The 26,598-nt window shown below is 39.5% G+C and carries 15 protein-coding genes; 3 read left to right on the forward strand and 12 right to left on the reverse strand.

Features of this window, described 5'->3' with window-relative positions; translation table 11 throughout:
• Window positions 1-17: 17 nt before the first annotated feature.
• The 9 genes from G466_RS0103310 to G466_RS0103350 form a co-directional block, all read right to left on the reverse strand.
• Window positions 18-1,823 carry a family 43 glycosylhydrolase gene (locus G466_RS0103310; protein WP_026812371.1) on the reverse strand — a complete coding sequence of 602 codons (1,806 nt, stop codon included), beginning with the start codon at window positions 1,821-1,823 and terminating at the stop codon, window positions 18-20.
• Between the two features lie 50 nt (window positions 1,824-1,873).
• On the reverse strand, window positions 1,874-2,662 hold the full coding sequence (locus G466_RS0103315) for a carboxylesterase family protein (RefSeq protein WP_026812372.1): 789 nt from the start codon (window positions 2,660-2,662) through the stop codon (window positions 1,874-1,876).
• Window positions 2,652-4,040 carry a glucoamylase family protein gene (locus tag G466_RS0103320; RefSeq protein ID WP_084418710.1) on the reverse strand — a complete coding sequence of 463 codons (1,389 nt, stop codon included), beginning with the start codon at window positions 4,038-4,040 and terminating at the stop codon, window positions 2,652-2,654. The genes G466_RS0103315 and G466_RS0103320 overlap by 11 nt, the downstream gene beginning before the upstream one ends.
• A 216-nt stretch (window positions 4,041-4,256) precedes the next feature.
• Entirely contained in the window at window positions 4,257-5,633 is a 1,377-nt protein-coding gene (locus G466_RS0103325; protein WP_034234503.1) for a glucoamylase family protein, read from the reverse strand.
• Window positions 5,634-5,643: 10 nt separating this feature from the next.
• Complete coding sequence (locus tag G466_RS0103330; protein WP_026812375.1) at window positions 5,644-7,398, reverse strand: LamG domain-containing protein; 1,755 nt, start codon at window positions 7,396-7,398, stop codon at window positions 5,644-5,646.
• A gap of 17 nt (window positions 7,399-7,415) precedes the next feature.
• On the reverse strand, window positions 7,416-8,966 hold the full coding sequence (locus G466_RS0103335; protein ID WP_026812376.1) for a RagB/SusD family nutrient uptake outer membrane protein: 1,551 nt from the start codon (window positions 8,964-8,966) through the stop codon (window positions 7,416-7,418).
• 10 nt (window positions 8,967-8,976) lie between these two features.
• Window positions 8,977-12,015: a SusC/RagA family TonB-linked outer membrane protein gene (locus G466_RS0103340; RefSeq protein ID WP_026812377.1), complete on the reverse strand. Its 3,039-nt coding sequence runs from the start codon at window positions 12,013-12,015 to the stop codon at window positions 8,977-8,979.
• 240 nt (window positions 12,016-12,255) lie between these two features.
• The gene (locus tag G466_RS0103345) at window positions 12,256-15,012 is read right to left on the reverse strand and encodes a helix-turn-helix and ligand-binding sensor domain-containing protein (RefSeq protein ID WP_026812378.1); all 2,757 of its coding nucleotides are present in this window, start codon (window positions 15,010-15,012) and stop codon (window positions 12,256-12,258) included.
• Window positions 15,013-15,167: 155 nt separating this feature from the next.
• Entirely contained in the window at window positions 15,168-16,340 is a 1,173-nt protein-coding gene (locus tag G466_RS0103350) for a dicarboxylate/amino acid:cation symporter (RefSeq protein WP_026812379.1), read from the reverse strand.
• 402 nt (window positions 16,341-16,742) lie between these two features.
• Here G466_RS0103350 and G466_RS0103355 point away from each other — a divergent pair, with 402 nt between their 5' ends.
• A complete protein-coding gene (locus G466_RS0103355; RefSeq protein WP_026812380.1) occupies window positions 16,743-17,384 on the forward strand; it encodes an HdeD family acid-resistance protein in 642 nt (213 codons plus the stop codon).
• Between the two features lie 129 nt (window positions 17,385-17,513).
• Here G466_RS0103355 and G466_RS0103360 read toward each other — a convergent pair whose 3' ends face one another.
• Window positions 17,514-19,619 (reverse strand): amino acid carrier protein, encoded by a 2,106-nt coding sequence (locus G466_RS0103360; RefSeq protein ID WP_026812381.1) that lies wholly within the window; start codon window positions 19,617-19,619, stop codon window positions 17,514-17,516.
• A gap of 359 nt (window positions 19,620-19,978) precedes the next feature.
• Here G466_RS0103360 and G466_RS0103365 point away from each other — a divergent pair, with 359 nt between their 5' ends.
• A complete protein-coding gene (locus G466_RS0103365; RefSeq protein WP_229797151.1) occupies window positions 19,979-22,438 on the forward strand; it encodes a patatin-like phospholipase family protein in 2,460 nt (819 codons plus the stop codon).
• Between the two features lie 285 nt (window positions 22,439-22,723).
• On the forward strand, window positions 22,724-23,044 hold the full coding sequence (locus G466_RS0103370) for a hypothetical protein (RefSeq protein WP_026812383.1): 321 nt from the start codon (window positions 22,724-22,726) through the stop codon (window positions 23,042-23,044).
• A gap of 84 nt (window positions 23,045-23,128) precedes the next feature.
• On the opposite strand, the gene G466_RS0103375 is transcribed toward G466_RS0103370, so the two are convergent.
• Together G466_RS0103375 and G466_RS0103380 are read right to left on the reverse strand one after the other, a co-directional pair.
• Window positions 23,129-24,862 carry a hypothetical protein gene (locus tag G466_RS0103375; protein ID WP_026812384.1) on the reverse strand — a complete coding sequence of 578 codons (1,734 nt, stop codon included), beginning with the start codon at window positions 24,860-24,862 and terminating at the stop codon, window positions 23,129-23,131.
• 524 nt (window positions 24,863-25,386) lie between these two features.
• Window positions 25,387-26,526, reverse strand: coding sequence for a geranylgeranyl reductase family protein (locus G466_RS0103380; RefSeq protein WP_026812385.1), 1,140 nt, complete (start codon window positions 26,524-26,526; stop codon window positions 25,387-25,389).
• Between the last annotated feature and the right edge of the window lie 72 nt (window positions 26,527-26,598).

Consider the following 26,598-nt stretch of genomic DNA (forward strand, 5'->3'; position numbering starts at 1 on the left):
TTGATAATTTCTTTTCTTTATTTCACTTCCTGTACCTCAGTTTTATCTGAAATTCCATTTTCATTAAATGCTTCTATACTAAAATAATATCGCGTATCGCGATCGAGGTTGCGCATAAAATGTTCATTTACATCATAAATCAACCAGGAATGGTATAATTTATCTGGGGCAATACCCCATCGGATATTGTAGCCCTGTGCCCCTTTCACCGGGTTCCATGTAAAAGAGGCATCTCTTCTGTCTTCCTCCCGGGATACTTTAAATCCCTTCACCTTTTCCGGTTTCTTTCCTATACCTTTTCCAAATACCCTTATTTCTGATAATGCCAGGTTATTCCCCGGAACCTCCACATTATTATAACGTACATATTTTCCTCGTACGGGTTGATTAAGGGTGATGTAGGCATTTGGCGCATCTTTATAACTCCTACTTCTGTCGACAACTGTTTCCCAATTTTTTCCATCCTCTGAAACTTCCAATGTGAATCGATGTCGTAGGCCCTCGGTACGGGTATAAATGCCCGACTCCTGATCATGAAAATTCAATTGAAAAGCATAAATTTTCCCAGGTGAAAGCATTTGGATCTTAACCCATTGCTCATCATCATTGGATGCAGCAACCCAAAAGGATTTTGGGCTTTCATCGGTTAACAGCTTCGAAATAATTTCACCTTCACTATTCTTTTCAAGTGGCATTTCGGTAATGTCATAATCATCATAGGCAGAAGTGCTTTTTTTCACCTGTATTTGCGAAGATGAAACCGTTGTTTTTCCTTTATAAGAAAGCAACATCCAGCCACTATGCTGTCCTGCTTTTGTTGGATGATTTGGCCCGAATAAGGGGTAATCGCCATAGCTGGTGTTGGAATACATTAATCCTTCATCATCAAAATAAGTGGGGAACATGGATAGACGACGTTCCCAATGAGCATTTGAAGCCAATGCCATGGTGGCAAAATGCCAGTATTGGCCATTGGTTTGTTTCACGGTAATACCATGTCCTGCCCCATTAGCAAAACCGCCCGGCTTGAAACTCATGGGATTATTTTTCATGTAAGTAAAAGGACCAAGTGGGGTTTCACCAATATAAGCACCATCGGCATACACATTAAATTGCGTCCCGGGCGCTGCATACTGTAAATAGTATTTCCCGTTGTGTTTTGTCATCGAGGCACCTTCCATGTATCCTTCCTTTAAGGTTGGATGGTAATTATTTTCGCCAAAACGTTCCCAACCATGTTCTTCTTCAACCAAATTGAAAAGTTCTTTCTCAACTCCGGTTTCAAGAAAACGATCGTCTTTATTCAGCATTTTCACACGAAGGGGATGTTTGTTTGACGAGCCCCAATACAGATAGGTTTTCCCGTCGTCATCAATAAACAACTCCGAATCTTGGAGGTTTTTGGTAATTGAAGCGGTAGGTGTCCACTCCCCTTTTTTTGGGTCATCGGTATAAAGAATACTTCCGTAACCTGCGGGATCACCTGCAAAATATACCAGCGAATCTTTATAATTGAATGCGGTTGGGGCATTGGAACCCTCGAAAAACCACTGTTTAGGTTTAATAAATTCCCAATTGATCAAATCGGTGGAATGCCAATAACCAAAAGACCGAGTGACAAACATGTAGTATTCACCACGAAATTCGATTACTGCGGGATCTGCACCAGAACGGTAGGAAATATTCTTACTCGAATTATAAACCATATAGGTATAATCAATATCCAGAGGATTGATATAAGTTTCCGGAACCACTTCCTGTGCATATATTATTACACTTACTAGTAAAACCGCTGTTGTAATTATTTTTTTTAAATTTTTCATCTGGTTCTGTTTTACACAATTTTATAATTGCAAAATTCTTTGGTCGTTCTCTATTCAGATCGTTTTAGTGAAAACAACCAGGGCAATAAATCAGGCTCAGCAAAAGCCGAATCCCAACTGTTATGATGGGCATCACTATAAAGGGTGAGATTTGGATACCCACCATATTCCATGATTTTTGCAGCTATATCCAATGACAATCGTGGGTCTACTACATTATCCCTTGCCCCATGAAAAATCCACAAGGGAACTTTATCTGCATAGGCTTCCGATGCTTTTAAATCTCCCCCACCACAAATGGGTATTGCAGCGGCAAACATATCTGGCTTTCTATACAGCATCTCAAAAGTACCCATACCTCCCATAGACAATCCCATTACGTAGATTTGATCCGTTTTTACATACGGTTTCTTTACGATAGAATCCATCAACGCCATAGTCAGATCTAATGCCTTTGTAGGCCCCTCACTATATAGAAAGGCTAATTCCAGGGGTTGCTTATTGCGATTTACTTTTACGCTGGACCAATAATCCTCTTGCGGACATTGTGGAAAAATGATAATAGCAGGGTATTTATCCCTATTAGCATCTTCTAAAAACAAAGAACTCCCGTGAGTCAATTGCTTGGTATTATCACTACCCCTTTCTCCTGCCCCATGTAAAAAAAGCACCACAGGATACTGCTCGGAGTCCGAAAAATCTTTAGGATATAAAATTCGATATTTTAAAGAATCTGCCCCTTTCTTAAAAGTTGCCGCTTGGTAAAGATCCTTTTGTGCGTAGGTAGCAACGTTACCCAGATAAAACATGAATAATAATAGTCTTATTTTAGTTCCCATATGTAAATCCTAATTTTGTTAAACCTGCTTTAACCTCTTTGTTCTGCATAAACAGTTTCCACAGCAGTCCCGTTCTGTAATTCTCAATCATGATGATCTGTGGTCCTTGGTCTATTGCCAGATATGCTTCTGCCACCCAAAAATTATACTGCGGACTAAAGGCGTCGTAAAATCCCGCCGGTCCCAACAGTTTATCTTTATGTTGATAAAAATAGTGCATGGCCTTTAGCGATTCTGTTGGGGTGTAGGGTATAGAGCTTATGGCCGCCGTGGGGGAAATTACACCCACATCATTAGCGGGGGAATGGGCGCTATACCCCAGACTGCCATCTGAATTTCTTGAATAACTAGCGGATAAACCCCAACAATCTGGACCGTACCCTATAAATTGCTTGGGATTCTCTACAGCATACCGATAATTGATGCTGGCATGATTGATACTTACTTCCCCATAATCTACATACGCGTCTTTTAAACCAATTGGGTCTAGGCCCAAAAACGAGTAATGCGAAAAAAATAAAGGGCCCCCGTAAGTTTCCGAGCCGGGATGCTTCACAAGCAGCGGGTAATTATAGGTAGTTTTATTAGATTTAATGCCTCCATTGGAAGCCCATCCATTGGTATATACCTCTTTCATAATAGAATAATCTGGAGAGGCTGCCGCCAGTATGTATGCTATTAAGGTTTCATTATACCCTTTAAGCTGTAGGTTAATGGCAAAATTATGATTAGGACTCCAATGCCAATAGAGTACATTCTCATCTTGGGTATACCAATCCCATTCTACCCCTTTCCACAGGGCATCTGCCTTGGTAGCCAATTCTTTTTCTGCGGGCGAACCTTCCTTAAAATATTCTTTTACGGTAATTAGGCCTTGGGCCACAAAAGCGGTTTCTACCAAATCGCCCCCATTATCCATAGCACTAAAAGGCTTCACCTTTCCTGTACTCCCGTCTAGCCAATGCGGCCATGCACCGTGGAAGCGGTCTGCATTCTCTAAGAAATTCAACATCTTTTGCAATCTTGTAACAGCTTGTTCCCTAGAAATATAATTACGTTCTATACCCACTAAGATCGCCATAAGGCCAAAACCGGTGCCACCTGTGGTCACGGTACTGATATCATAGGTCGGATTATCTGGATGAAAGCGTTCCCTTGCACAGCCCGAATTAGGTTCGGCATAATTCCAGAAATATTTAAAAGTTTCTTTTTGGGTCAGCTCCATCAAATCCTCATCCGAAATTATCGCAACTTCCGGTGGTTCCTCTTTAGGCGGATCGGGCAATTGCGATTCCCCGGTGGGTCCTGGCGGACCGTCCTCGGAGCAGGAAAAGACTAGAGCAAGCAGTAGGAATATAAAAATAGGTCTCATTTTCATTTTATCTCCGATGTTAGGTTGAAGCTGAAATGGCATATATGGCCATCATGAAATCTGTTGCATTTCTAGGTAAAAAGCTATCCCCTAGCAATAGCTACGGAATAATTATTTACCTAGATATACCAGATGAAAGACATTGTATATGGTGTAAATTTTATTTTAATCCAACACAATTACTAATAATCAATTTTAGCAAGTTTCTTGGAGTAGCGTATGTTACTTGGAAGCGCTACTTTGAAACCCTAATTTTTGCAATCCTTTCTGCACATCCTTATTGCTCATAAACAACTCCCATAACATTCCGGATCTATAATTTTCTATCATAACAGGAATAGGTCCTTGGTCTATAGCCAAGTAGCGTGGAATGCTCCAATTATGTTCAAAACTGAAGGCATCATATGGACCATATTTCCCGATCAGGGAATCTTGCTCCTGATACATATACCGTAAAAATCGCATACTCTCTTCTGGCGTATAGGGCATAGACGATAGAGCAGCTGTAGGTGTAATTACGCCTAAATCTTTATCTGGCCGGTGGGCCGAATATCCTTCCATGGAATAGCTTGATGAATGTCCCCATAAATTCTCCCCGTATCCCTTATAATTATTAGGATTGGCAGCTGCGTAGTTATAGTTTATTAGCGCGTGATTACGATTTAATTTCCAATAATCACCATACTGATCTTTTAATCCTTTTGGGTTTAATCCTAAATAGGAGTAGTGTGCCCAAAACAAGGGTCCAACGTGCGCTCTACCGTCCCCATAATGATTCAGTTCGGTCTGAAGACCATAAAAGACCGTGTCCTTGGCAATTTCACCATTTAGTGCCCATCCCTTATCGTAAACCTCTTTATCTATTGGGTGCGTGGGAGAAGCTGCAGCAAGCACGTACATCACTAAAGCTTCATTATAACCTCCAACAGGGAAGTTCATATCCCATCCGTAGTTAGGGGACCAATGCCAGTAAAGTACCTTTTCCCCGCCTTTGGTATACCAGTCCCATTCTACTTCTTCCCATAGTTTTTGGATTCTTGCACTAATGGTTTTCTCTGCCTCGGTAGTTCCCCTCCTATCAAAAAATTCTTTTACGGTAAGTAAGCCTTGCACTAAAAATGCAGACTCCACAAGATCTCCCCCATCATCTTTTTTGCTAAAGGGGGCCGTAGTTCCATCCGGTTTTAACCAATGCGGCCACACGCCGTGAAATCGGTCTGCTTTCTCTAAAAAGTCCAATATCTTTAGGTAGCGTTCCGCTGCTTGCTCTTGAGTAATGAATCCGCGTTCTACTCCAACTAAAATAGCCATTAATCCAAATCCAGATCCTCCAATGGTAATAATGTCCTTATCGTGGCTAGGATAAATATTGTCCATGTGGATACGTTCTCTGGCCAGGCCTGAAATAGGTTCGGCTCCCTCCCAAAAATAATTGAACGTCTGTCTTTGAACTTTGTCTAATAGTTCAGCATCTTCATCATTATCTACAACTGACTTATTACTAACTTCTTGAATTCTATCCTTGGTTTTTTTTTGGTCATTACAACTCAATAATAAAACTGCAGCACCTAACGTCAAGGCAACTATACTTATTCTCATATTATTAAAGTTATAAATCAGTGTTTCGTATGCTCTGTATTTCTTCTTGGGACAAAGCTTTATTGAACAACCTTACTTCATCAATAAAGCTGGCATCTGACAAATGTCCCCATTCGCTAAATCTTGGTGCCCCTGAGCCTATAGAAAGTAGGTCGCAACCTGTCCAATCTACGCCATTAACATCGTTTTGCGCAACAACTTCTCCATCAAAATATACGATTGCTTTATTTTCTGAAATGGTGAAGGCCATGTGTACCCATTCTCCCACGGAGGTATCAATTCTAGCTGCATCGCCACCATCTATCCAAGTATCTGCAGTTCCATCGCCCACGTTAAGTTTAAAGATCTGACTTTCCGGACTTCCTTCACGGAAGAATCTTATTCCGCTTTTGCGATTGTTTTGTTTATCCGGGTAATCTCCATTTTCAGTATCCTCTGGACCCATGGCCAAGATACCGGCCCTGTCCGGAGCAGCATTTACCTTATACCAGAATGTAGCGCTAAACTCGGGTGTAGTCAATCCAGATGTAGTATATGTTAAGTAAGAATCCGCTGCACCAGCATACGCATCTGTACCTCTAACACCTTCTCCGGCAAACCCAGGCGTGCCCATAATGGTAGCTTCTTGATCGTTAAACTTGTTCTTGGTATCCCCATCCAATGGCAGGTAAAACATTTCCCCATCAAATTCCCCGGTATAGGGATTGGTAATATTGATCATGTTCTGGATATCTGCTTCGGTCAGTGCGGTATTGAACAGGCGTAGCTCATCCATGGCGCTATTATCTGACTTATGATTCCAATAGCTAAATGTCTCCCCTCCAGAACCTATAGTTATCTCTTCACAACCGGTCCAATCTACAGGTGCACTTAGTGGTGCAGTTTTAATCTCCACTCCATTAAAGAAGAGCGTACTTTCTGTAGCGGAGATGGCTAAAGCGATGTGCACCCAATCGCCAGCGGTTGCATCGAGCACTCCTCCATCGTTCCAGCTATCACTATCTCCAGTCCCAATGTTTGCTTTTATAGTCTGGTCGGTAGCACTACCTTCCCGAAATAACCGAATCCCTTGATTGCGATCATCAGCGTCGTCCCCAATTACAAGGATACCTGCCCTATCTGGACTGGCATCTACCTTATACCAAAAGGCAGCAGTAAATTCCGTTCCCAACAATCCCTCGGTAGGATATATTAAATAAGAATCGGTAGCTCCTTGGTATGCATTTGTCCCAATAAGTCCCTCCCCGGCAAATCCTGGAGTTCCTACTTTGCCTGCCTGTTTAAAGCCTACTAGGTCAAAATAGTCTCCATCAAAAGGCATATAGAAGGTCTCTCCAGCAAAGAGCGGAGTGTAGGCGGGTTCTTTTTCAAAATTCACTGTTGCTACAGTCGTTTTCCCTTCTAAATCTGTTGCGGTAATCGAAAGCTCATGTGCACCATCGGTCAACTTATCGTAGACAAGGTCTTTTTTCAAAAATCGACGGTAATCTTTAAATTCACTAAAGGTTTCAATATTTGCCCCGTTGAGCATCACGTCTACTTTTGCGATTTCTATATCATCGGTCACCTCAAAATCGATTGTAATGGAAGTTACCACATCCAGTACTTTTATTTTAACTCCGTCTGTGGGATAATTGACCTTTATTTGTGGCGCAGTGGCATCGGCCCCTGGATCAACCTGCGTTATAGCATCTATTCCCTGATCACAACCGTAGAAAAAAAACACGGCGATTAAGCTGGCACATAATAGTTTAATACTTTTCATTTTTTCTAAGTTGTTTGTTAGTTACTGATTTCCCCTAATATTGGAAATTCATCAATTTGATCCTGATGATAGGTTACAAATGTTTTGTTAGCTGTAAATGTCCTACCCTCATAGCTGAGCTCTTCATATCTTCCCAAACGGACCATGTCAAAAAACCGCTTGCCCCATTCCATTGCCAGTTCTGCATATTTTTCGTCCACAACTTGATCTAAGGTCACTCCGGATAACGGCGGCATACCAGCTCTCCCTCTTACTAAATTAACCGCTTGATCTGCTGTCATAACAGAATTGGAAGCTCCTTGCAATAGCGCCTCAGCATATATTAAGAGTGTTTCAGCATAACGGAATACAATGTAATTTTTATTACTGCCGTAGTCTGTTCGCCCTGGAATTAACTGATTTGTTGGTAAATAGTGTTTCCCACTGGAAAATATGGATCTGACATCCGAAGTATTTTTGTCGCCATCCCTAGTCGTTGGAGAAACAAATGCTGGTAACGTTGCCGCCGTGTAAGGCGTAGTCGCTATTAGGCTATCGATTCCTTTCTGGCTAAAAAACACGGAAGTTTCCAATCGTTCCGTTTCTCCCCTATCCAGCATAAACGCTACATATTTCATACTTGGTTCAAAGAAGCCCCACCCACTAGAAGCCCCTGGTACCGTAGGAGTCCAAGAATTAGGTCCATAAGGCGCATAAAGATGCCCCACTCGCTCCCCTTCACCTGTACCAAAATCCGAATATTGAAATTCAAACAAGCTCTCATCACTCAATTTTCCAGGGGTTTTAAATAATTCATAAAAATCGTTGTAGAGGCTGAACTTTCCTGAACTAATAATCTGGCCTGCAGCATCGGCTACGGCCTGATAATTCTTCAATTCTTGATTTGCCACCGCTTTTATCATTAAACCTGTGTATTTAGTAACCCCTCCAGGAAGATCTGTTCGCTCATTAGGTCGCATATCCACCAAAAATGGGATTGCTTCGTCCATTTGCGCAGAAATATGCTGCATTACCTCATCCTTAGTAGGAACTGAAGTTACATCGGCAAAATCATCAAGATCTGAGGATTCTGGAATAAAGACGGCGCCATAAACCTGGGACAGTTGAAAAAGTAAAATTGCCCTAAGTACTTTTGCCTCTGCAATATATTGTTTCCCCTTAGCTATTCCATCGGCATCGGCAAATTCCATATAACGTTCAATTTGTTCCATTCCCGTATGGGCTCGGATTATATCGCCATAATAAGTTTCCCATAAGGTCCTGGAACCAAAGAATGAGTTGTCATATACGTAACGATCTTGGTTTTTAAGGCCCTGCTGATCTCCCGCTGCATTTACATCATCCCCCCTTGTTGATACGACCAATGGTTGTTCCCATCCCCGGGCAGTAACAGCTTGGTAGACCCCAATAAGTGAGAATACCATATTATCGGTTTTGGAGAAATCTGTACCTCCAGCGAAATTATTATTGAGTTCCGGTTGGTCTAATTGGTCCGAACAGCCAATAAGCAGTACACCTATTAAGGCTAAAATAACCGAGAGTCTGTTTGTCTTTATATATCGTGTCATAGCTAATTTTTTATATTTTAATGTTTACACCCATGGTATACACACCGGGAATTGGATAAGTTTGATTGTCCCTACCATCTGAAACTTCGGGAGTAAAGCCATTGTAATCAAAAAAGGTCAACGGTCTTTCAGCAGTCAGATAGAATCTGATATTAGGATTGAATTTCCCTTTTAGCTGGGGTAATGTATAGCCTACCGTAACATTTTGCAATCGAACAAAATCGCCCTTTTCCACAAAATAACTATTTAGAAATTGATTGCTCCATGGGTTTCTTATTCCTCTAGCCGAAGGATACGTATTTGAAGTACCCGGACCATGCCATCGGTTGATGGCAAAATCCCTATCAATATTAGGGTCGGGTGTTTGCCGGATAGCAAAACGTTTTTGGTTTGCAATTACATTGCCTCCCTGCCCAATGACGTTTAGGGAAAAGTCCCAAGCCTTATAGTTAAGTCCAAGATTAAATCCGAAGGAATAGGTAGGAAGGTAGGATCCCAAATCCACTCTGTCCTGCGCATCTATCACCATGTCACCATTATGGTCTACAAATCTAAAATCTCCTGGCGCTACCACTAATCCGTCTGCAATTGCTGCTTGTGCTGCGGGGTCTGCTTGAATTTCCTCTGGAGTTTGGTATACCCCTGCGACCTCAAGTCCGTAAAAAGGGCTAATGGTCCCACCTATTACTGTTCGTTGTGCAGTATCTCCGCCTGTGGTTAAATTATCTTGGCCGGCTAGATCCATCACTTCATTTTTCAGGGTTGAAAAGTTTCCTCCAACAGTATAGCGGAAATTATCGGAAACCTGATTGTTCCAATTTAATACTACCTCAACGCCCGAGTTTCTGATTATCCCCACATTCTGTCTGGTTTCTCCTGGCACTAGGAGCCTTGAAACGGGAATTACCGCATCCCTAGTCTCCCTATTAAAATAATCGGTCTCAATAGATAATCGATTGCTGAACATTCCGGCAGAAATACCAACGTTTGTTTCAGCAGTTACCTCCCATTTTAAAGCTTCAAAATCACTGCTGGTCACCAATCCTGGATATCTTATATCGCCAAAAGCTGCACTAACTTCATTTGAAGTAATACCTCCAGTACTTGAATTGACATTGGCATTTCCTAATTCACCCCAACTTGCCCTTATTTTTAAAAAATCGAAAAGACTTTGGTTATCCATAAAGGATTCTTGGGAAACAACCCAACCGGCCCCTACTGTAGGGAAATAGCCCCATTTCTCCTGATATTTACTGGTGCCGTCTGCACGAAATGTACCGTATAATAAATACTTACTATCAAAATTATAGGCGATACGCCCAAAATAGGAAAAGAAATACTGTCTTACTCCGTTATCCCCAACCCCATCCACATCGATGGTTTTTGCTAAATCCAAGTAATAAGATTCGTCACCAATTCCAGGACCATTTGGGAAATTAAGGCCTTTTGCCTCTAACTGCTCTAAAGATCTGTCCCTAAAAGACGTACCTCCCAAAACCGTTAAGTTATGTTTTCCAAAACTGTCATCATAGGTCAATGTATTATCCCAAGTTTGTTCCGAAAACGTTTCATTTCGCTTTACCAATTCTGCATTTTCCCTAAAAGCATTGCCATTACCAAAAAAGAATGGAAGTCTTACTTCCCTCGTTTCAAGGGTTTCCAAGTTATGATAGTAGGCTGTTTTAAAGGTCAATTTATCAGGAACTAACTGATAGCTTAAATCAAAGGTCATCAGCGTATTCCGAATTTTATCTCTATTTTCCGTGTTTTCCATTATCGGAAAGGGGTTCTGCGTACCTCTATAACCTAAATCTTGGGCATTGGCATAAGACCTTGGAAAGGCATCAGTTTTGGAAGGATCTAGAACAGGCATCGTTGGCACCCCAAAGTAAGCCAATGCAAAAGCGGTATTTTCTGGACGGAATCTGGTAGCATTGCTCAACAGTGTAGAAACACCTACTTTTAAACGATCGCTTATATCAAAATCCAGTTTGGTCCTGATATTCAATCGATCGTAGTCATTCTTCATTTTAAGAATACCTTCTTGTTCAAAGTAACTTAACCCTACAGAGTAAGTGGTACCCTCCGTTCCTCCGGTAACCCCTAAACTGTGGTTTTGTTGCAATGCGTGTCGTAACACCAGATCATACCAATCAGTATTTACATTGGGTATGTTTGGGTTTATTCTACTCCGCCCGTAACGCTGAATCGCATTTTCTATAAATTGAGCTTCTGCGGCCGAACCCGACTCTCTCGCCAAAGTGGCAAATTGCTCAGCATTGGACAGCTTAACTATGTTTTGCGCTACTTGTACTCCCTGATAGCCATTATACGTAATTTGCGGTTTTTGATTTCTTTTACCAGATTTAGTTTCAATAAGTACTACCCCATTTGCAGCCCTCACTCCGTAAATAGCGGATGCAGATGCATCTTTAAGGACCGAAATAGTTTCAATATCCTCACTATTCAAAAAATCAATATCATCAAAGAAGGTTCCGTCTACCACATAAAGAGGATCGGATGCACCACCAACGTAAGACCCAATACCACGTACCCGTATGGTAGGTGCAGTACCTGGAGCTCCACTACTAACCACTTGCAAACCTGCTACTTTTCCCTGAAGTGACTGCATAGCTGAACCAGAGGGTGTTCTGGTTATATCCTCTGATTTAATGGTGGTAATGGACCCGGTTAAATCTGCTTTCTTTTGTGTTCCGTACCCTACCACCACTACCTCATCCAACGCCTGGGCGTCTTCCTGAAGTTGAATATTAAAGGAGGTCTGATCATTTACGGGAATTTCCAGAGTGGTAAATCCCAAGTAACTAAAGACCAAAGTTCCCTTTGCCGGAATATTATCCAACACAAAATTCCCATCAAAATCGGTCTGCGTCCCAGTTGTTGTTTCTTTAACAATAACAGAAGCTCCAGGTAAGGGCTGATTGTCATTATCTGTTACGGTACCACGAATAGTAATATCATCCTGGGCGTAGGTAAACCACTGAAACATCAAGAACGAAATTAATAATAATACGTTTCTAAATTTCATAATAGTGCAAGTATTGAGTTATATAATTACTAAATTAATAAAACATTAGCGCAATGTAGGGGCGTGGAGTACATTATAACTACATCAGAAATTAAATTGGACACTAAACCCCGCTGAGCAAGTGCTTGCAGTAGCAATAAATAGATATTATTATGACAAATTAACAGATTGATGTACTAATGATGTAGTGTTCTTTTGTAAGAAATAAGCTAGGGCTTGTTACCCAAACTCCCTTATTTCCTACTTAAAAGTGATTAGGTAGTTAGAAATGTTCTGTTCGCTCTCCAATTCCAGTTTTTTACGCAGACGGTAGCGATGTATCTCCACACCCCTTGTGCTAATCCCCATTAGCGGTGCAATCTCTTTCGAAGCAAGGTTCATTTTAAGATAAGCGCATAATTTCAGATCTTTTGGGGTAAGAGTAGGATAGCGATGCAATAACATTTCAAAAAAATCATTGTGCAATTCTTTGAAATTGACTTCAAATTGCCTCCAATCTTCATCGTCACTAATAGCACTGTTAAGTTTTTTCATAAATGAACGGTAGCGTTGCTGATTATCAAATTTCGCTTTGTTCACCAAGAGTAGATTCTTCAACTCTAAAATGAGCTCATTTTTTCTGGCCATACTCATAGTAGTACTGGTTAATTCCTTCTGTTTCATCCGTACTTCCTTTGCCAATTTCTCCTTTTCAAGCTGTGCCAATTGCTCTTCCTGTTGTCGCACCAAATTTTTCTTTAACAGAGCATGTTTTCTTTCGAGCTTACGTCTGTTGTACTCCCGGATAACAAAAATTACCACAAGGCCCATCAATGCATACATCACAAAACTAACCGTAGAAAAATACCATGGGGGCTTAATCTCAAACTGCAATCTTTGAGGCAGGGAACGTTCATTATTAATTCCCACAGTATATACCTTTAGGGTATACTTCCCATAAGGTAGATTTTGAAAGGAAAGTGATCCTTTTTCAAGGTTGCCCGTTTGCACCAAAGGCCCATTAAGTTCATAATAATATCTTGGCCGAACCAGTTCTGAGGCGGCCATTTCTAATGATATATTATGGGATCGGTTATAAGGTATTATAAAAGTTCCATTCTCTAAAGGATGTATATTTTCCTCGTCTTTAAAGTGGAAGAACTTAGGTGTGGTGAGTTCATAGTTTTGCAGGTGACGTCGGAGTTTGGCCAAGTTTAAATTACTATAACCGTCGCTTAAGGTGAAAAAGTATATGCTATCATTAAGCTTTATCACGTTCTCCGCCTCTGGCACCAAGCGGCGGCCCAATTGGGCATCTTCTAATACAAAACGATCCTCCTTAAGATCGGTTACTAGCAGTTCTTTAGACCCTTCATTGTCTATAAACCAATAGTGATCTTCATCAAAATGAACAAGGTCCTTATTGTTATACTCTTGAAATTCCTCAAAAATTAGTATTTCCGCCAGAATAGGATCATACTTATACCAAATTCCCGAACTATAAAGTACAATCTGATTTTTTATATTGTAGAGCTTTACATTATAATTATTGGGGATTTCAGCAGATCCAAATTCCTGCTTATTTACTACTTCGTTATAATCATCATTTAATGTAAGTCGATATAAGCCTTTATAAGGATGCGCTACCCAGAGTGTAGTGGGGCTTTCAAAAGTTAGATACTTTATTGGAAAAGTTATTCCTTGGATCGCCTCTACGGCCCATTGCCCTTCTTGGGTCTTACTATATCTTCCCAATCCGTTATAAGTTCCTTGCAGATAAAGGGACTTAGAGCTTGGGACCTTAACCACTTGGTAACCGCCAGATATTTCCGATATTAGATTTAGGCGTCCATCTTCTAGAATAAAGGTTCCTGTATTATGACCACAGAACAGGTCTCCCTCTACCACTTCCAAGTCCCAAACATGTCCTTGGGAGCCCTCCACAAATCTCAGGACATCCCCTTCAAAATAATGGATTCCCGTATTGCTTCCCAAATATATAGTCCCATTATGCAGGGCAACGTCATACACCGTCCCAACGGCCCCAGTATAATCAGTATAATAGGTAAGCGGATTTTCCATTTGCAATCTGTCGATTCCATTATCCAATCCTATCCAAAGCATTTCACCATACTGTTGTAATGCCAGCACGGTATTATTCTGCAATCCTACCTCTCTATTAAGACATAGAAAAGTATTTTGCTCCCAGTCATAAAAATAAATTCCGTTTTTAATGGTCCCAAAGGCGATCTTTTCATTGGTTAAAGGAAGAATCCGGTTTAATTGGTGCTGTTTCAGCTCCTTATTAATTTCTTCAGGTAGCGCTTTTAATCCCTCATCCTTGAACAAAAATGCTCCATGTAGTTTAGTTCCAATCAACAGGCCATTGGACGTAGGAACCATATCTACCACTATTTTACTATTTAGGAGGGCTGTTCCGTTTACGGGAGTCAACTTCTTGTCTTTAACATAATTTAAACCACTTGGTCCTCCTGCAACAAATATAGCATCATCCCATACCACCATATGATTGACCACAAAATGGGGCTCAACTATTGAGATTGCATCGTCACGGTAGATATAGATTCCAGAAAAGGATCGGAAAACTATAGCATCTTTAAAAGGCAAAATTTGCCAAAATTCCTCACTGGTAAATTCGTGTTCTTCAATAAGATGGGTCAGGGAAGTATATTCCAATCCGCCATAAACGTTTTTTTCCCAAAACCCAAACTCCTCATAGGAGCCGGTATAGATCTTATTCTTGATCCATGCCACAGAGCGAATGGTGGTTTTATTGGGAAGTTTATACAAAGTCCATTGCTCTCCATTGAAATGGAGCAATCCATTATTATTAGCCACATACAACTCACCTTCTGGGTCTACGGTTAGATCCCAGTTTTTACTGTCAGCCTGATATTCAAAGATGTGGTAGTTTTGAATGGGTGGCAAGAGAACCTGTCCAATTGCAGGATGAGTAAAAATATAGACAAATAAACCAATAAGTATAAAAATTTTCATATTTCACTTATGTATGGCTATAACATTACTGATAAGCTATAGCTTTGAAAGTTACGAAAACTGGAGGAACTAAGATTGCTGGAGTTTGACCCTAAAACTAAATAAGTAATAGTTCGTGAGGAGCGAAAACCTACTCTTTAGTAAAAAGTAACCAACTAGTTACCAACCTTTTTCGTGAGTTTATTAACCACCAAGGCAATGGCTCCGTCTCCAGTAACATTACAAGCGGTTCCAAAACTATCCATGGCGATATACAAGGCTATCATAAGCCCCTGCATTTCTTCATTAAAACCTAGCATAGAATGAAGAATGCCGATAGCAGCCATTATAGCACCTCCAGGTACTCCTGGGGCAGCTACCATAGCTATACCTAACATAAATATAAAGCCTGCAAAGAGGGTGAAGGTAAACGGAATTCCCTGCAATATCATTAAAGCCATTGCACAGGCAGTAATTTTCATAATACTACCCGAGAGATGAATAGTGGCACAAAGAGGAATTACAAAACCTGCAATTTTTTCAGATACCCCATTCTTTAGTGTCTGTTCTAAGGTAACTGGAATTGTAGCAGCTGAAGATTGCGTACCCAGAGCTGTGAAATAGGCAGGTAACATAGTCACCAATAATCTTATGGGATTCTTTTTAGTGAGTAAGCCAGCAATAACGTATTGGATGGCTAGTAAAAGTATATGCAAGACAAAAATGACGCCAATAATTGTTACAAATACCGACAGAACAGAATATACCTTTCCATTAAAGGCCATCCCGGCAAAGATTCCTAGGATATATAAAGGTAAAAGGGGAACAATTACCTTTACTATCAACTGCATAATGATTACCTGAAAATCCTTGACCACAGCGCCCAAGGTTGATTTTTCTTGATAAGATAGGCCAAGACCAATTACAAATGCAAATACCAAAGCCGTCATAACATCCAAAGCTGGCGGTATAGTAATACTAAAATAAGGCATGAGTTCCTTTCCCGTTTCTGTAATACTGGCGGCATCGGCGACATGTGATTCCAACAATGTTGGAAAAATTCCTGCAGCCGCAAAGTAGGTCATAAAGCCTGAAAAAAGAGTGGAACCATAGGCTATGGCAGCGGTCAATAAAAGTAGCTTTCCTGCTCCCCTACCCAGATCGGAAATGGCCGGCATAATAAGCCCCATAATAATTAAGGGGATGGAAAAATTTAAAAATTGACCGAAAAAAGCATTAAAAGTTGCAAAAATCCTGCTAATAGACTCAGGCAAAACAAGTCCGAATACAATTCCTAGTACTATGCCTAAAAAGACCTTGAATAGTAGATTAGAAAAAAGTCGTTTCATAAATGTAGTTTACTTAAAATAAGCGGCTAGCGATAAAATCTCTCTTAGAAGTTAGGCCTACCTATGGGCTAAGCATTATAATAACTGAACACCCTAAAGACGCTGAAATTTTGCTAATATACAACCAAGGATAAATAAAATCATTACGAAGATTAACAAAACTTTACCCTATTTAGTTCGTTTAGTTACGAACTAAAAACTATATTTGTTAAAGGTATAGAATTTAGCTGACCACATAACACAATAGCAGATCCTATTAAGTTCCGGTCCATCAAATTACAGGCTGTTTTTATTAATTAAATCAACTTCTGCGAAGATGTTATTTACTGAAAACGTTATTTGACGCCTTTTCTATAGGGTATGAACTAAAAAAAATGATAATACTATATAAATCAACACAATATGGATACACTATTTCTTAAATCGATTAAAAAAGCAATTAAAAACTGGTATATTCCACTTCTTGTAGGAGTGTTATTTGTTATCATTAGTATTGTTGCTTTTACCGCACCACTAAGCTCACTCCTAACATTGGCTATTTTATTTGCAATGTCATTTCTGTTTGGAGGAATTTCTGAAATAATTTTCTCCTTAATAAATAGGGATCAATTGGATAATTGGGGGTGGACATTAGGCTTTGGCATTATAACTTTTATTGTTGGTATCCTGCTACTCATAAATCCGGCTCTTTCCGTAAGCACCCTAGCTTTCTATGTAGGGTTTATAATCCTGTTCCGTTCCATTGCGGCAATCAGCTTGGCTCTGGACATCAAAGAATACGGAAGTACGAATTGGGGAGCTCTCTTAGGATTAGGTATCCTAGGAGCTATATTCTCTTTTATCTTAATTTGGAATCCGTTATTTGCAGGCATGAGTGTTGTACTGTTAGTAGGCCTTAGTTTTCTTTTTGCTGGATTATTCAGTATTTATTTCTCCCTTCAATTAAAAAAACTTCATAAACACACCAAAACAATTTCCTCGGAATTAAGGCAACGCTACGAAGCATTATCCGAAGAGATCCGTAGAGAGTGGAATAATCAATAATTAAAGCCCACTTCTACTATAAGTTATAAATGCATTTAGTTTTATAGGACAATGGAATGGGTATCTAGTGTCATATACCAACGGGACGTTTATTACATCAATAGAAAATGAAATACTACTTTGTATTCCTTAATTAGGCACCTCTACATCTTTTCGGAATTTTGGATTGATATAAAGTTTTCCTTGTTTCAATTTCTCCCAATATACCTTCATGTCCGCACTTATCTCTGGCGCCAGAATATAAAGTCCTATTATATTGGGGAATGACATGGCTAAAATCATCATATCTGCAAAGCTCAGTACTGCTCCGAGACTCACAGAAGCTCCCAAAACTATAAACAACAAATACAATACCTTATATACCATTTCCAGTTTTTTACTACGCCCAAACAGGTAGCTCCAAGAACGCATTCCATAATAAGACCAAGAAACCATAGTAGAGAATGCAAACAGTAAAACGGCAATCGCCAAGACCATTGGAAACCAAGAAACCACGCTTCCAAAAGCATCAGAAGTTAGCTCTACTCCACCCAAGCCGTGTACTTCATGTTTCCCCGTAAAAATTAATACTAAAGCCGTCATTGTACACACCAACATGGTATCTATAAAAGGCTCTACCAAGGAGGTAAATCCGTCTGCAATGGGATGGTTGGTTTTTGAGGCACTATGGGCAATTGCTGCGGATCCAACCCCTGCTTCACTAGAAAAAGCAGCTCGTTGTAATCCTATAATCAATACTCCTATAAAACCACCTTTCATCGCTTGGGCAGAAAAGGCACCATCAATGATTGAGCGAACTGCCCAACCCATATTCTCTATATTGGTTCCTATTACTACTAAACAACCCAAAACATAAAGAATAGCCATAAAAGGAACTACTTTTCCTGTAAATTTAGCAATACTCTTTATTCCACCAATTATAACTGCTCCTACTAGTAGGGCAAACGCAACACCAAACCAAAATCCATGTTCTTGTAAAAAAGGCAGTTGTTCGGAAACTATTTTAAATGCCTGGTTGGATTGCAACATATTGCCACCCCCAAAAGAAGCTCCAATACCCAACACCGCAAAAAGTGCTGCTAGAAATTTCCCTAGCTTTTTTAAGTTTCGTTTTTCCAGTCCATATCGCAGATAATTCATAGGTCCGCCAAAAATTCGACCTTCTTTATCAATAAAGCGATATTTCACCCCCAAAGTACATTCTGCAAACTTTAAAGACATGGCAAAGAATCCGGCTGTAAACATCCAGAAAGTAGCGCCTGCTCCTCCAAGTGAGATGGCCACGGCTACCCCTGCAATATTCCCTAAGCCCACTGTGGCTGATGTAGCCGTGGCCATTGCCTGAAAATGCGTAATGGTACCCGGTGCATTGGGATCATCATATTTTCCTTTTGCCAAATCTATGGAATGTAGAAACCCTCTTATATTAACGAACTTTAGTCTGAAGGTAAAGAAGATACTTCCTAGTATTAACCAGATAACAATAAAAGGAATTGTACTGGTTCTTGTATCACCATTAGGATACAATAATGGCTTAGGCGAATCATAAACAATGTTGGCCAAATTAATAGGGCTTATGGAAAGTCCATCCCTAATATCAGAAATAAGGGTCCCTACTTCTATTACCTGTTCTACAACTCCATCTGCTGTAGCGTACAACAGCAATTCTTTGGTGTTGTCTCCTTTCAAAATTGCCAATTTTTGACCTTTAACAACCTGATCGCCTTCGTGGACCAACCAGCTTACCAACTTATAATTTTGATTTATCGCTTCCTCTAAAGTGACTGCTACGGCACTTTTATCATTATAGACCACTGGATCATACACTCCCAATGCTGCAAAAGGATCCCAAAATAAAATGGCACCCAAATAATCAACAGCCGGTTGCACATTGCTATTGAATACCTCCGTTATGGATTCTGCGCGAAGTTTAAATGTTTTAGAAATCGAATTTCCTTCTGCGTCCGTGACCATAACAGAATGCGCCATACCTTCTATTAATCCTGTGGCTCTATTTTCGTCCAATGCCGTCTGGGGATTACTCCATTTATACTGATAAGGTGCTTTCCCTCCCTTAACATTTACCTCCGCTATTCCGTTGTTAATCTCCTTGGATGGATTGGTAAGCATTATATCAACCATCATTTTACCGACCGATCCGCCTCGGTCTTGGGCCATAAGAACTGTAGTAATTAAAGAGAGTAGTAATGTGGGGAAAAGTCTTTTTTTGAACATCAAATATTTTTTTCTTTTTCGTTTAAAAATTTAAAATCCCCAATTTAACAATAAGAATAGGGCCTCCCAAGATATTTCGCATATTTCTATAAGTTCTTAACGGCAAGAAGGGGTGTGCATATAGGCTATTAAATCTATGTTCATCGCAGTTAAAAAGCGCTTCTAAATACATGCAATCATCTAATTGTAAGCCATTTATGCATTTATCTAAGAAGCATTATAATTTTTAACAAAAGGAAATTAAGCACGGCCCATAAACATATACAGTTCACATCTCTCTTTTACCTTAAAAAACCGTATTTTAAACAAACCTGATCATTTCAAATCTAAGTTTAATAAATTATTTTTGACAACAATTATTGCAAATCCTTTTAACACAGTTAAACTACCGTTCCATTAAGGAAGAAGAAAAGACGAAAATAAAAATGTATAAACAGACGCTCTTTAAACCAAGTAACCTATCCCAAGGTAAAAATCTGGGGTATTGCTTTACAGCGCTCCAAAAACATTTACTATTTATACTTTTACTTTTCTTGTGGGCAGCACCTCAGACTAGTGTATCCCAAGATAAGAAACCTAAAGTAGCCCTAGTTTTAAGTGGTGGTGGTGCAAAAGGAATTGCACATATACCTACCTTACAAATGCTAGACTCCCTTAATATTGTACCAGATTTAGTTGTGGGAAATAGTATGGGGAGTATAGTGGGCGCTCTTTATGCCATGGGATATTCTGGCGATAGCATTGCTACCATTGCCAAAAACGCCAGGTGGGACGACTTAATTGGCGGCGGCGTGTCTTTAGGGGATGTAAGTGCTGAAGAAAAATTTGAGTTCAGACGTTACCTCGTAGAATTTAATTGGGCAGATGGCAATCTAAAATTGGGCAACTTTTTATTGAACGATCAAAATCTAAGGGATTTTATCTCTTCTTTCACCTATCCCGTTTACAATATGGACAACTTTGATGATTTAGCTATTCCGTACCGGGCCGTGGCAACTGACATTGTTAATGGTAGAGAAGTAATCTTAGATAAGGGTTCTTTAGGATTTGCTATGCGCGCCAGTATGTCTATCCCAGGAGTTTTCTCCCCTGTACGGTATAAGGAGACCCTATTGGTAGATGGGGGGTTAATGAACAATTTTCCGGTTGATATTGCGAAGGATATGGGGGCAGATATTATTATCGGCAGTGATGTGGGAGGAGGAATGGCCACTAAAGAAAAACTAAATAGTTTTAGTTCACTTATGTTTCAGGCAGGGATGATGACTAGCAACCTAAAGAATCCGCAAAACAGGGAACTTTGTGATATCTTGATTGACCATACCCCGAACCTATCTTATTCTACTGCAGATTTTTTAAGAAGCAATATTATATATGAAGAAGGAAAAATAGCCGTACACCAGAACCTAAACAGCTTAATAGCTCTTTCCGAACGTTTAAAAAATTACGAGCAACGGCCCCATAAACTTCCCGTTATAGAGAAGCAACTAAGCCTAGATACTATTGCATATCATGGAATAAGCGAAAATAACTTGGCCCTTGTTAGGGCGAGGACCAATATAAGAGCAAATACACCCTATAGTATTACAGATATAATGGATGGTGTTAATAGGGCAATGGGAACTACAATTTTTAGCCAAATAACCTATAATCCCATCATATATGGGGATAAATTACAATTACATTTAAATGGTATTGAAAGGTCACAACACCAGGTAAAGGGATCTTTACACTATGATGGGGACAATGGGGTAGGCGTAATTGCAAATTATACTGGTAGGAATATTATTGGTAATGCTTCCCGCTCCCTTGTTACCATTGACATTGCTGATCAGCCTAAATTTAGGGTTCAGCACCAAAAAAACTTTGGTCATGATCGCGACTGGTGGTGGCGTACGGAAGCCTTTGGACAGAAATTAAGACAGAAAGTATTTGTTGGTGGAAAATATGCTGATGATATCCGATACCGTTACTTTAATTTCGACAATCAATTTAATCGAAATTTAAGTTCATTGCGAAGTTATGTTGGCCTAGGACTTAAATTCCATAATACTCGCCTAAGACCCACTATAGATTCTGAGCTAAAAGACAATGTACTCCAAATTAGTAAGTACAGGAATAATGATACCGAACTGTATGCCCATTACCGCTATAACAGTATGAATGATGTGCATTTTGCCAAACAGGGCGCTATTTTAAAAGGGTATTTGGGTAGGTCTCTTCATAATAACCTAGAAGTAATCTCCTCGGATCCGACCGTTAAAGACGTTAATGGCTCCACTAATGAATATACAAGGATAGGGCTTGATTATGAAAAACGATTCCGTTTAAATCATAGATCGGTAGGTATTTTGGGATTATCTGGGCATTTTATTTTTGAAGATGCTCAATCGGGTGATGACCTATCTTTTTCCGAATTAGGTCTTAACTCCAAATATTTTTTAGGAGGAAATAGCTATAATCCTGGAAACGACAACTTTGTTTTTCCTGGTTTACATCAGGGGGAATTAAGTGTAACGCAATTTGCAAAATTCAAACTGGGGCTGCAGGTAAATGCATTAAACAAGGTTTACATTACACCCCATATAGATATGGCTTCCGTAGGGTTTGGCAGGTTTAATGAATATCTAGAAGATGCCTTTATTCCCAAGGGAAGCTGGCCAGACTCCACTGAGCCAAGTATTTTAATGTCGGCCGGAACCACTTTCTCCTATAACTCCATTTTAGGACCTATCAATTTTGATATATCTTGGGTAAATAGCACAGATAGGGTACGTTTTTTTATAGGGATTGGATATCAGTTTAACGCTTCCGATTAGGCACAGTGGTTTAAGTAAAATGCTTAAAAAATCATTTAGACTTTTAAAAAGGTAAAAAAAAATATTGAGCGTTCTTGTATTTCCTTAACTTAATCTGTTAAATTCAAACAGAACTCATCAATTACGCTACTGTTATGGCTAAATGGCGAAAAAGCACAATATAATCAGACCATGAAAAACCACCTTTATCTACCGGTTCTAATTCTTTTTCTCATCACCAGTTGCGGCAACCCCTTCGCCTCTACCATTTCTGAAACAATTTAAATTAATTGTACATCGGCGAACGTGGATTCCAATTATAAAAAAATTCATCCTATCATTAACGCTATTAATAGAGAAGAAATCCATAGTGAAATAATTAACACCTTCCCTGAATTAAAGAAATCGAACTATGAGTTAGTTACTTTAGGTACCTCAAAAGTCCATAAAAGTTTAAAAACAGAAACGAGCTCCATAAGTAGCACCTCTACCGACCTTTACTATGTTTTGGTTTACATAACCATTAGCCATAACAAAGCCGCTACTGAGGAAGCTAAACTGGCAATGGAATTCTATAAGGAATATATTAAAGAGGACCTCTTAAAGCATAATATTGATATTGGATAGGTTAAGAATATTCTAAAGAATCTTGAACATTTTAAGATTCCTTGTACCTTGCCATAAATTCAATTCACAACACCTACCTGCGACCTATTTATAGGCAATCACGATATGGTTTGCATAGTATTTACCATCTTTACGGATTATGGTAGAATTAGCAGGTATCTCAACTATAAGGCGAGATGCCATACTAGGTATTTCTATTTTAGAGGTTCTAGTCACGTTTTTAGCTACTATTTGATGGGAGATTGCATCGTATAGGTCTACTTTTCCCAAGGTTTCGCATATATAGCTTATAACTTTTTGTTCTGGATGTGGATTGTATATCAAAAAAGTAGGATAAGCCATATCGCTATAAAAATCGGTTGCCAAACAGTTCAATTTTAAAATTTCGGGTACATCTGTTTTTTCTATAATGGCAGCTGCAATACCAACATGTCCGCTACCGTAAACACTAAACTGAGAAACATCGGGGTTTCCCTCTATCCAATGTGGACCATCCCCAATTGCCACTGGAGCCGGTATATGCTGATATTCCTCAAAATGAGCCTCTTTTATTAAACCCTCATAAGCTATAACCCCCTTAGTATGGTCTTTTCGCTCTGGTATAGTCTGATGATCGTCGGGCATTTCATAAGGATAGAAAAATTTAATTGCGTTGCTTGCATTCAACATCCATTTCCCCACTGCATTAGCATAACGCGGGTCGTACCGCACCATAGGCACCAATGGCCACATGGTGTCATACGTATTCATTAGAAAGGCAAATCCGCCATGATCTACTGTGCTGCCTACTAGGCCAGAGACGTCGTACCCGTTCCAATTACCGATCAATACACCCCAACCTTCTCTACATACCGAAGTGCCATCAAAGGTCCATTCCATTATTTTTTTAGTATCATAATCGGTCCCTTGCTCGGCATTTAATCGCGCAGATACATAGGCTCCGAAAGGCATTAAAATTTCATAGAACCGATTTTCTTTCTGGTTCAGAAGTGCTTCTATAGCAGATTTAGTCCCCCTCAAATATTTTGGATCAACAAACTTTTTATAAGCGGAATAAAGCACATAGGCATGTCCGGCTGCTACATCTTCTTGGGTGCAAATCCAGCTCTCCTTAGGCTCCATTGTAGAATAATCAAAGAAAGAATAGGCATAATTACCTGCTAGTATGGAATCGGCCGCATAGAATTTATCAGCAATAGTCCGTTGTAGACTTTCATAATCTGGTTCATTAGGATAATGGTCTGCAATTGCATAAAACAGTACATTAGGATATACATCGTACCACCAGTCACGGGCGTAGCCACCACCTAACATGGCAACTTCAGGACTGGTATTATTCATCATAATGTTCCAATTGGTCTCGGTATTGAAATAGTTTTTCAACATACCCACATAATTTTCACCCTCTTGCTGGGATTTGTCGATTCCCACCAAACTGGCGCCGAGAACGGTTCCCATGGTCGAGAGCGATTCGTGAAAAATTCCCTCATGATGGCTTTCCCCTTGCCGGATATCACCCATTGCGGTATACATCCCAAACGTTTTTTGATCAAAGTTCTTTTTGGAATCGTCCTCCCAGACTAAAGGCCAATATTCTCCAGTCTGAGATGGATCAAAGGCAAGGGAGTCAAAATCCTTAGCCAACGTCTTAAAGTCCATTATTTTATAAGGTTTGGGCAAATTGGGCATGGCATCTATGCGTGCAAGGCTAATTTGCATCACCGGTTTGTCACGCTCCGTAATTTCATTTTTAATTGCTTTGCAGGAACCCAATAATAACACCAAATTCAATATTACCCAATACGAAAATCCATTCATTATTTATCGGTTTAAATATTATATGTACCCTTGCCAATGAACAAGTTACAACTTATAAAATTGAGATTTTATTGAAAAACACCTGGACCTGGACCTGGACCTGGACCTGGACCTTATATAATAGAGTATGATATTTTAGCCAACTACAATTTTCAGCCTTGTCTATCCAATAAATATGAATTGTGCAATTAAAGACTCAAAATAAATATCCTATGAAGTTTCTAAAATCAAAATGATACACGATTTTGAGTAGGTATTATCCCTAAAAAAATCAAATTCTTCACGAATAGATTACTTAATAAATTTCCAGTAAATGAGATACCCTTCTCAGCAATTTCTACTGTTTTAAGGACCTATAGAAGGAGGCTGGATAATAATGTCTTCAGAATAAATCTAGGTTAATTTTTCCTTTACCCAGTAGTAGTCTAATTCGCAATTTTCCGTTACCCACTATCAGTAAAGATATAAAGCATCAGGAATACCAATGAGAACATAGTGCTTTCTAAAAATAAGCCCTTCAGGTTTTAAAAGACCATTTCTTTAATTTTATTCTTAAGCTTTTGCTTAATGTCTGTTGGATACGTTCTTTCACCGTGAAAAATAGTTACCATTTCCTCAACAACGCGTTGTCCGTACTTTTTTAAGAACAGATTTCTAATCGTCTTGTGTTCGTAAAACCATTTAGAAAGCCAGAGCGCGGTTTTAAGTTCTGGAATTAATCTAGCTTCTAGTTTTGCTTCATATAAAGCTGCTGCTAACTCCGGTTCCTTACCTGCTTCTATGATTGCTTCGGCAGCTAATTGTCCGCTGTAAATTGCATTAGAGATTCCTTCCGCAGTAATAGGATCTGCAAGGCCAGCAGCATCGCCAATTAAGAACACATTGTTTCTAACAAAACCATCGGACCGTGGAGAAACAGGAATTTGAAAACCGTGTTGCGACTCATTGACAACGCGAGCAATACCCAATGTTTCCAAATACTTATGATAGTATTCCTTCAAATTTATTTTACTTCTCCTTGTAGAGGTAACACCAATTGAAAGATGTTTCTTTTTAGGAAAACACCAGGCATAACCATAAGGAATAACATCTATATCAAAACGAACATCGTTGGAAAGTCGTACAAAATCTTCATCAGAAATTTCTACCTCATATTCTAAAGCGGGGATTAATTTTCTACTATCCTCTAACCATCCGGCCATTTTAGCGGTGGGACTCAAAGCGCCATCCGCAGCGATTATAAATTTTGAAGTTATTGTTTCTTGCGAGGTTATTAAACGTATTAGGTTGTCTTTAAACACCAAAGATTCTAATTTATGATTCTCTAACAAAGTTGCCCCAACTTCTTTCGCTTTCTCTGTAATCTGGCTATCAAAAGAGTCCCTCATTACCATAGTAATGGTAGGTTTTTCTCTATGCGTAGTAAAATGTAATTTCTCTCCTAAATAGATATCTACAGTCCGAAATTCTTTTTCCACAACTTCATTTATGTTAAAAGGCAAACTATTACGTCCTCTAAATACCAAACCTCCTCCACATGTTTTGTAACGGGGCAATGTTTCTTTTTCTATGATTACAGTGGAAATACCAGCTTTAGCAAGATGATATGCAGTTGAGGCTCCAGAAGGACCACTTCCTATTATGGCAACATCAAAATATTTCATGCTTTATAGATTTAGGCTCAAAAATGCTTTTTGCTATTATTTCTAAGTAGATTTTATATTTCTTAAATGGAG

Source organism: Arenibacter certesii DSM 19833 (genome assembly GCF_000429545.1).
GTDB lineage: Bacteria > Bacteroidota > Bacteroidia > Flavobacteriales > Flavobacteriaceae > Arenibacter > Arenibacter certesii.

Excerpts from the sequence above, each read along its gene's own strand:
- G466_RS0103310 (WP_026812371.1), bottom strand. The coding sequence starts at position 1,823 with ATGAAAAATTTAAAAAAAATAATTACAACAGCGGTTTTACTAGTAAGT.
- G466_RS0103315 (WP_026812372.1), bottom strand. The coding sequence starts at position 2,662 with ATGGGAACTAAAATAAGACTATTATTATTCATGTTTTATCTGGGTAAC.
- G466_RS0103320 (WP_084418710.1), bottom strand. The coding sequence starts at position 4,040 with ATGAAAATGAGACCTATTTTTATATTCCTACTGCTTGCTCTAGTCTTT.
- G466_RS0103325 (WP_034234503.1), bottom strand. The coding sequence starts at position 5,633 with ATGAGAATAAGTATAGTTGCCTTGACGTTAGGTGCTGCAGTTTTATTA.
- G466_RS0103330 (WP_026812375.1), bottom strand. The coding sequence starts at position 7,398 with ATGAAAAGTATTAAACTATTATGTGCCAGCTTAATCGCCGTGTTTTTT.
- G466_RS0103335 (WP_026812376.1), bottom strand. The coding sequence starts at position 8,966 with ATGACACGATATATAAAGACAAACAGACTCTCGGTTATTTTAGCCTTA.
- G466_RS0103340 (WP_026812377.1), bottom strand. The coding sequence starts at position 12,015 with ATGAAATTTAGAAACGTATTATTATTAATTTCGTTCTTGATGTTTCAG.
- G466_RS0103345 (WP_026812378.1), bottom strand. The coding sequence starts at position 15,012 with ATGAAAATTTTTATACTTATTGGTTTATTTGTCTATATTTTTACTCAT.
- G466_RS0103350 (WP_026812379.1), bottom strand. The coding sequence starts at position 16,340 with ATGAAACGACTTTTTTCTAATCTACTATTCAAGGTCTTTTTAGGCATA.
- G466_RS0103355 (WP_026812380.1), top strand. The coding sequence starts at position 16,743 with ATGGATACACTATTTCTTAAATCGATTAAAAAAGCAATTAAAAACTGG.
- G466_RS0103360 (WP_026812381.1), bottom strand. The coding sequence starts at position 19,619 with ATGTTCAAAAAAAGACTTTTCCCCACATTACTACTCTCTTTAATTACT.
- G466_RS0103375 (WP_026812384.1), bottom strand. The coding sequence starts at position 24,862 with ATGAATGGATTTTCGTATTGGGTAATATTGAATTTGGTGTTATTATTG.
- G466_RS0103380 (WP_026812385.1), bottom strand. The coding sequence starts at position 26,526 with ATGAAATATTTTGATGTTGCCATAATAGGAAGTGGTCCTTCTGGAGCC.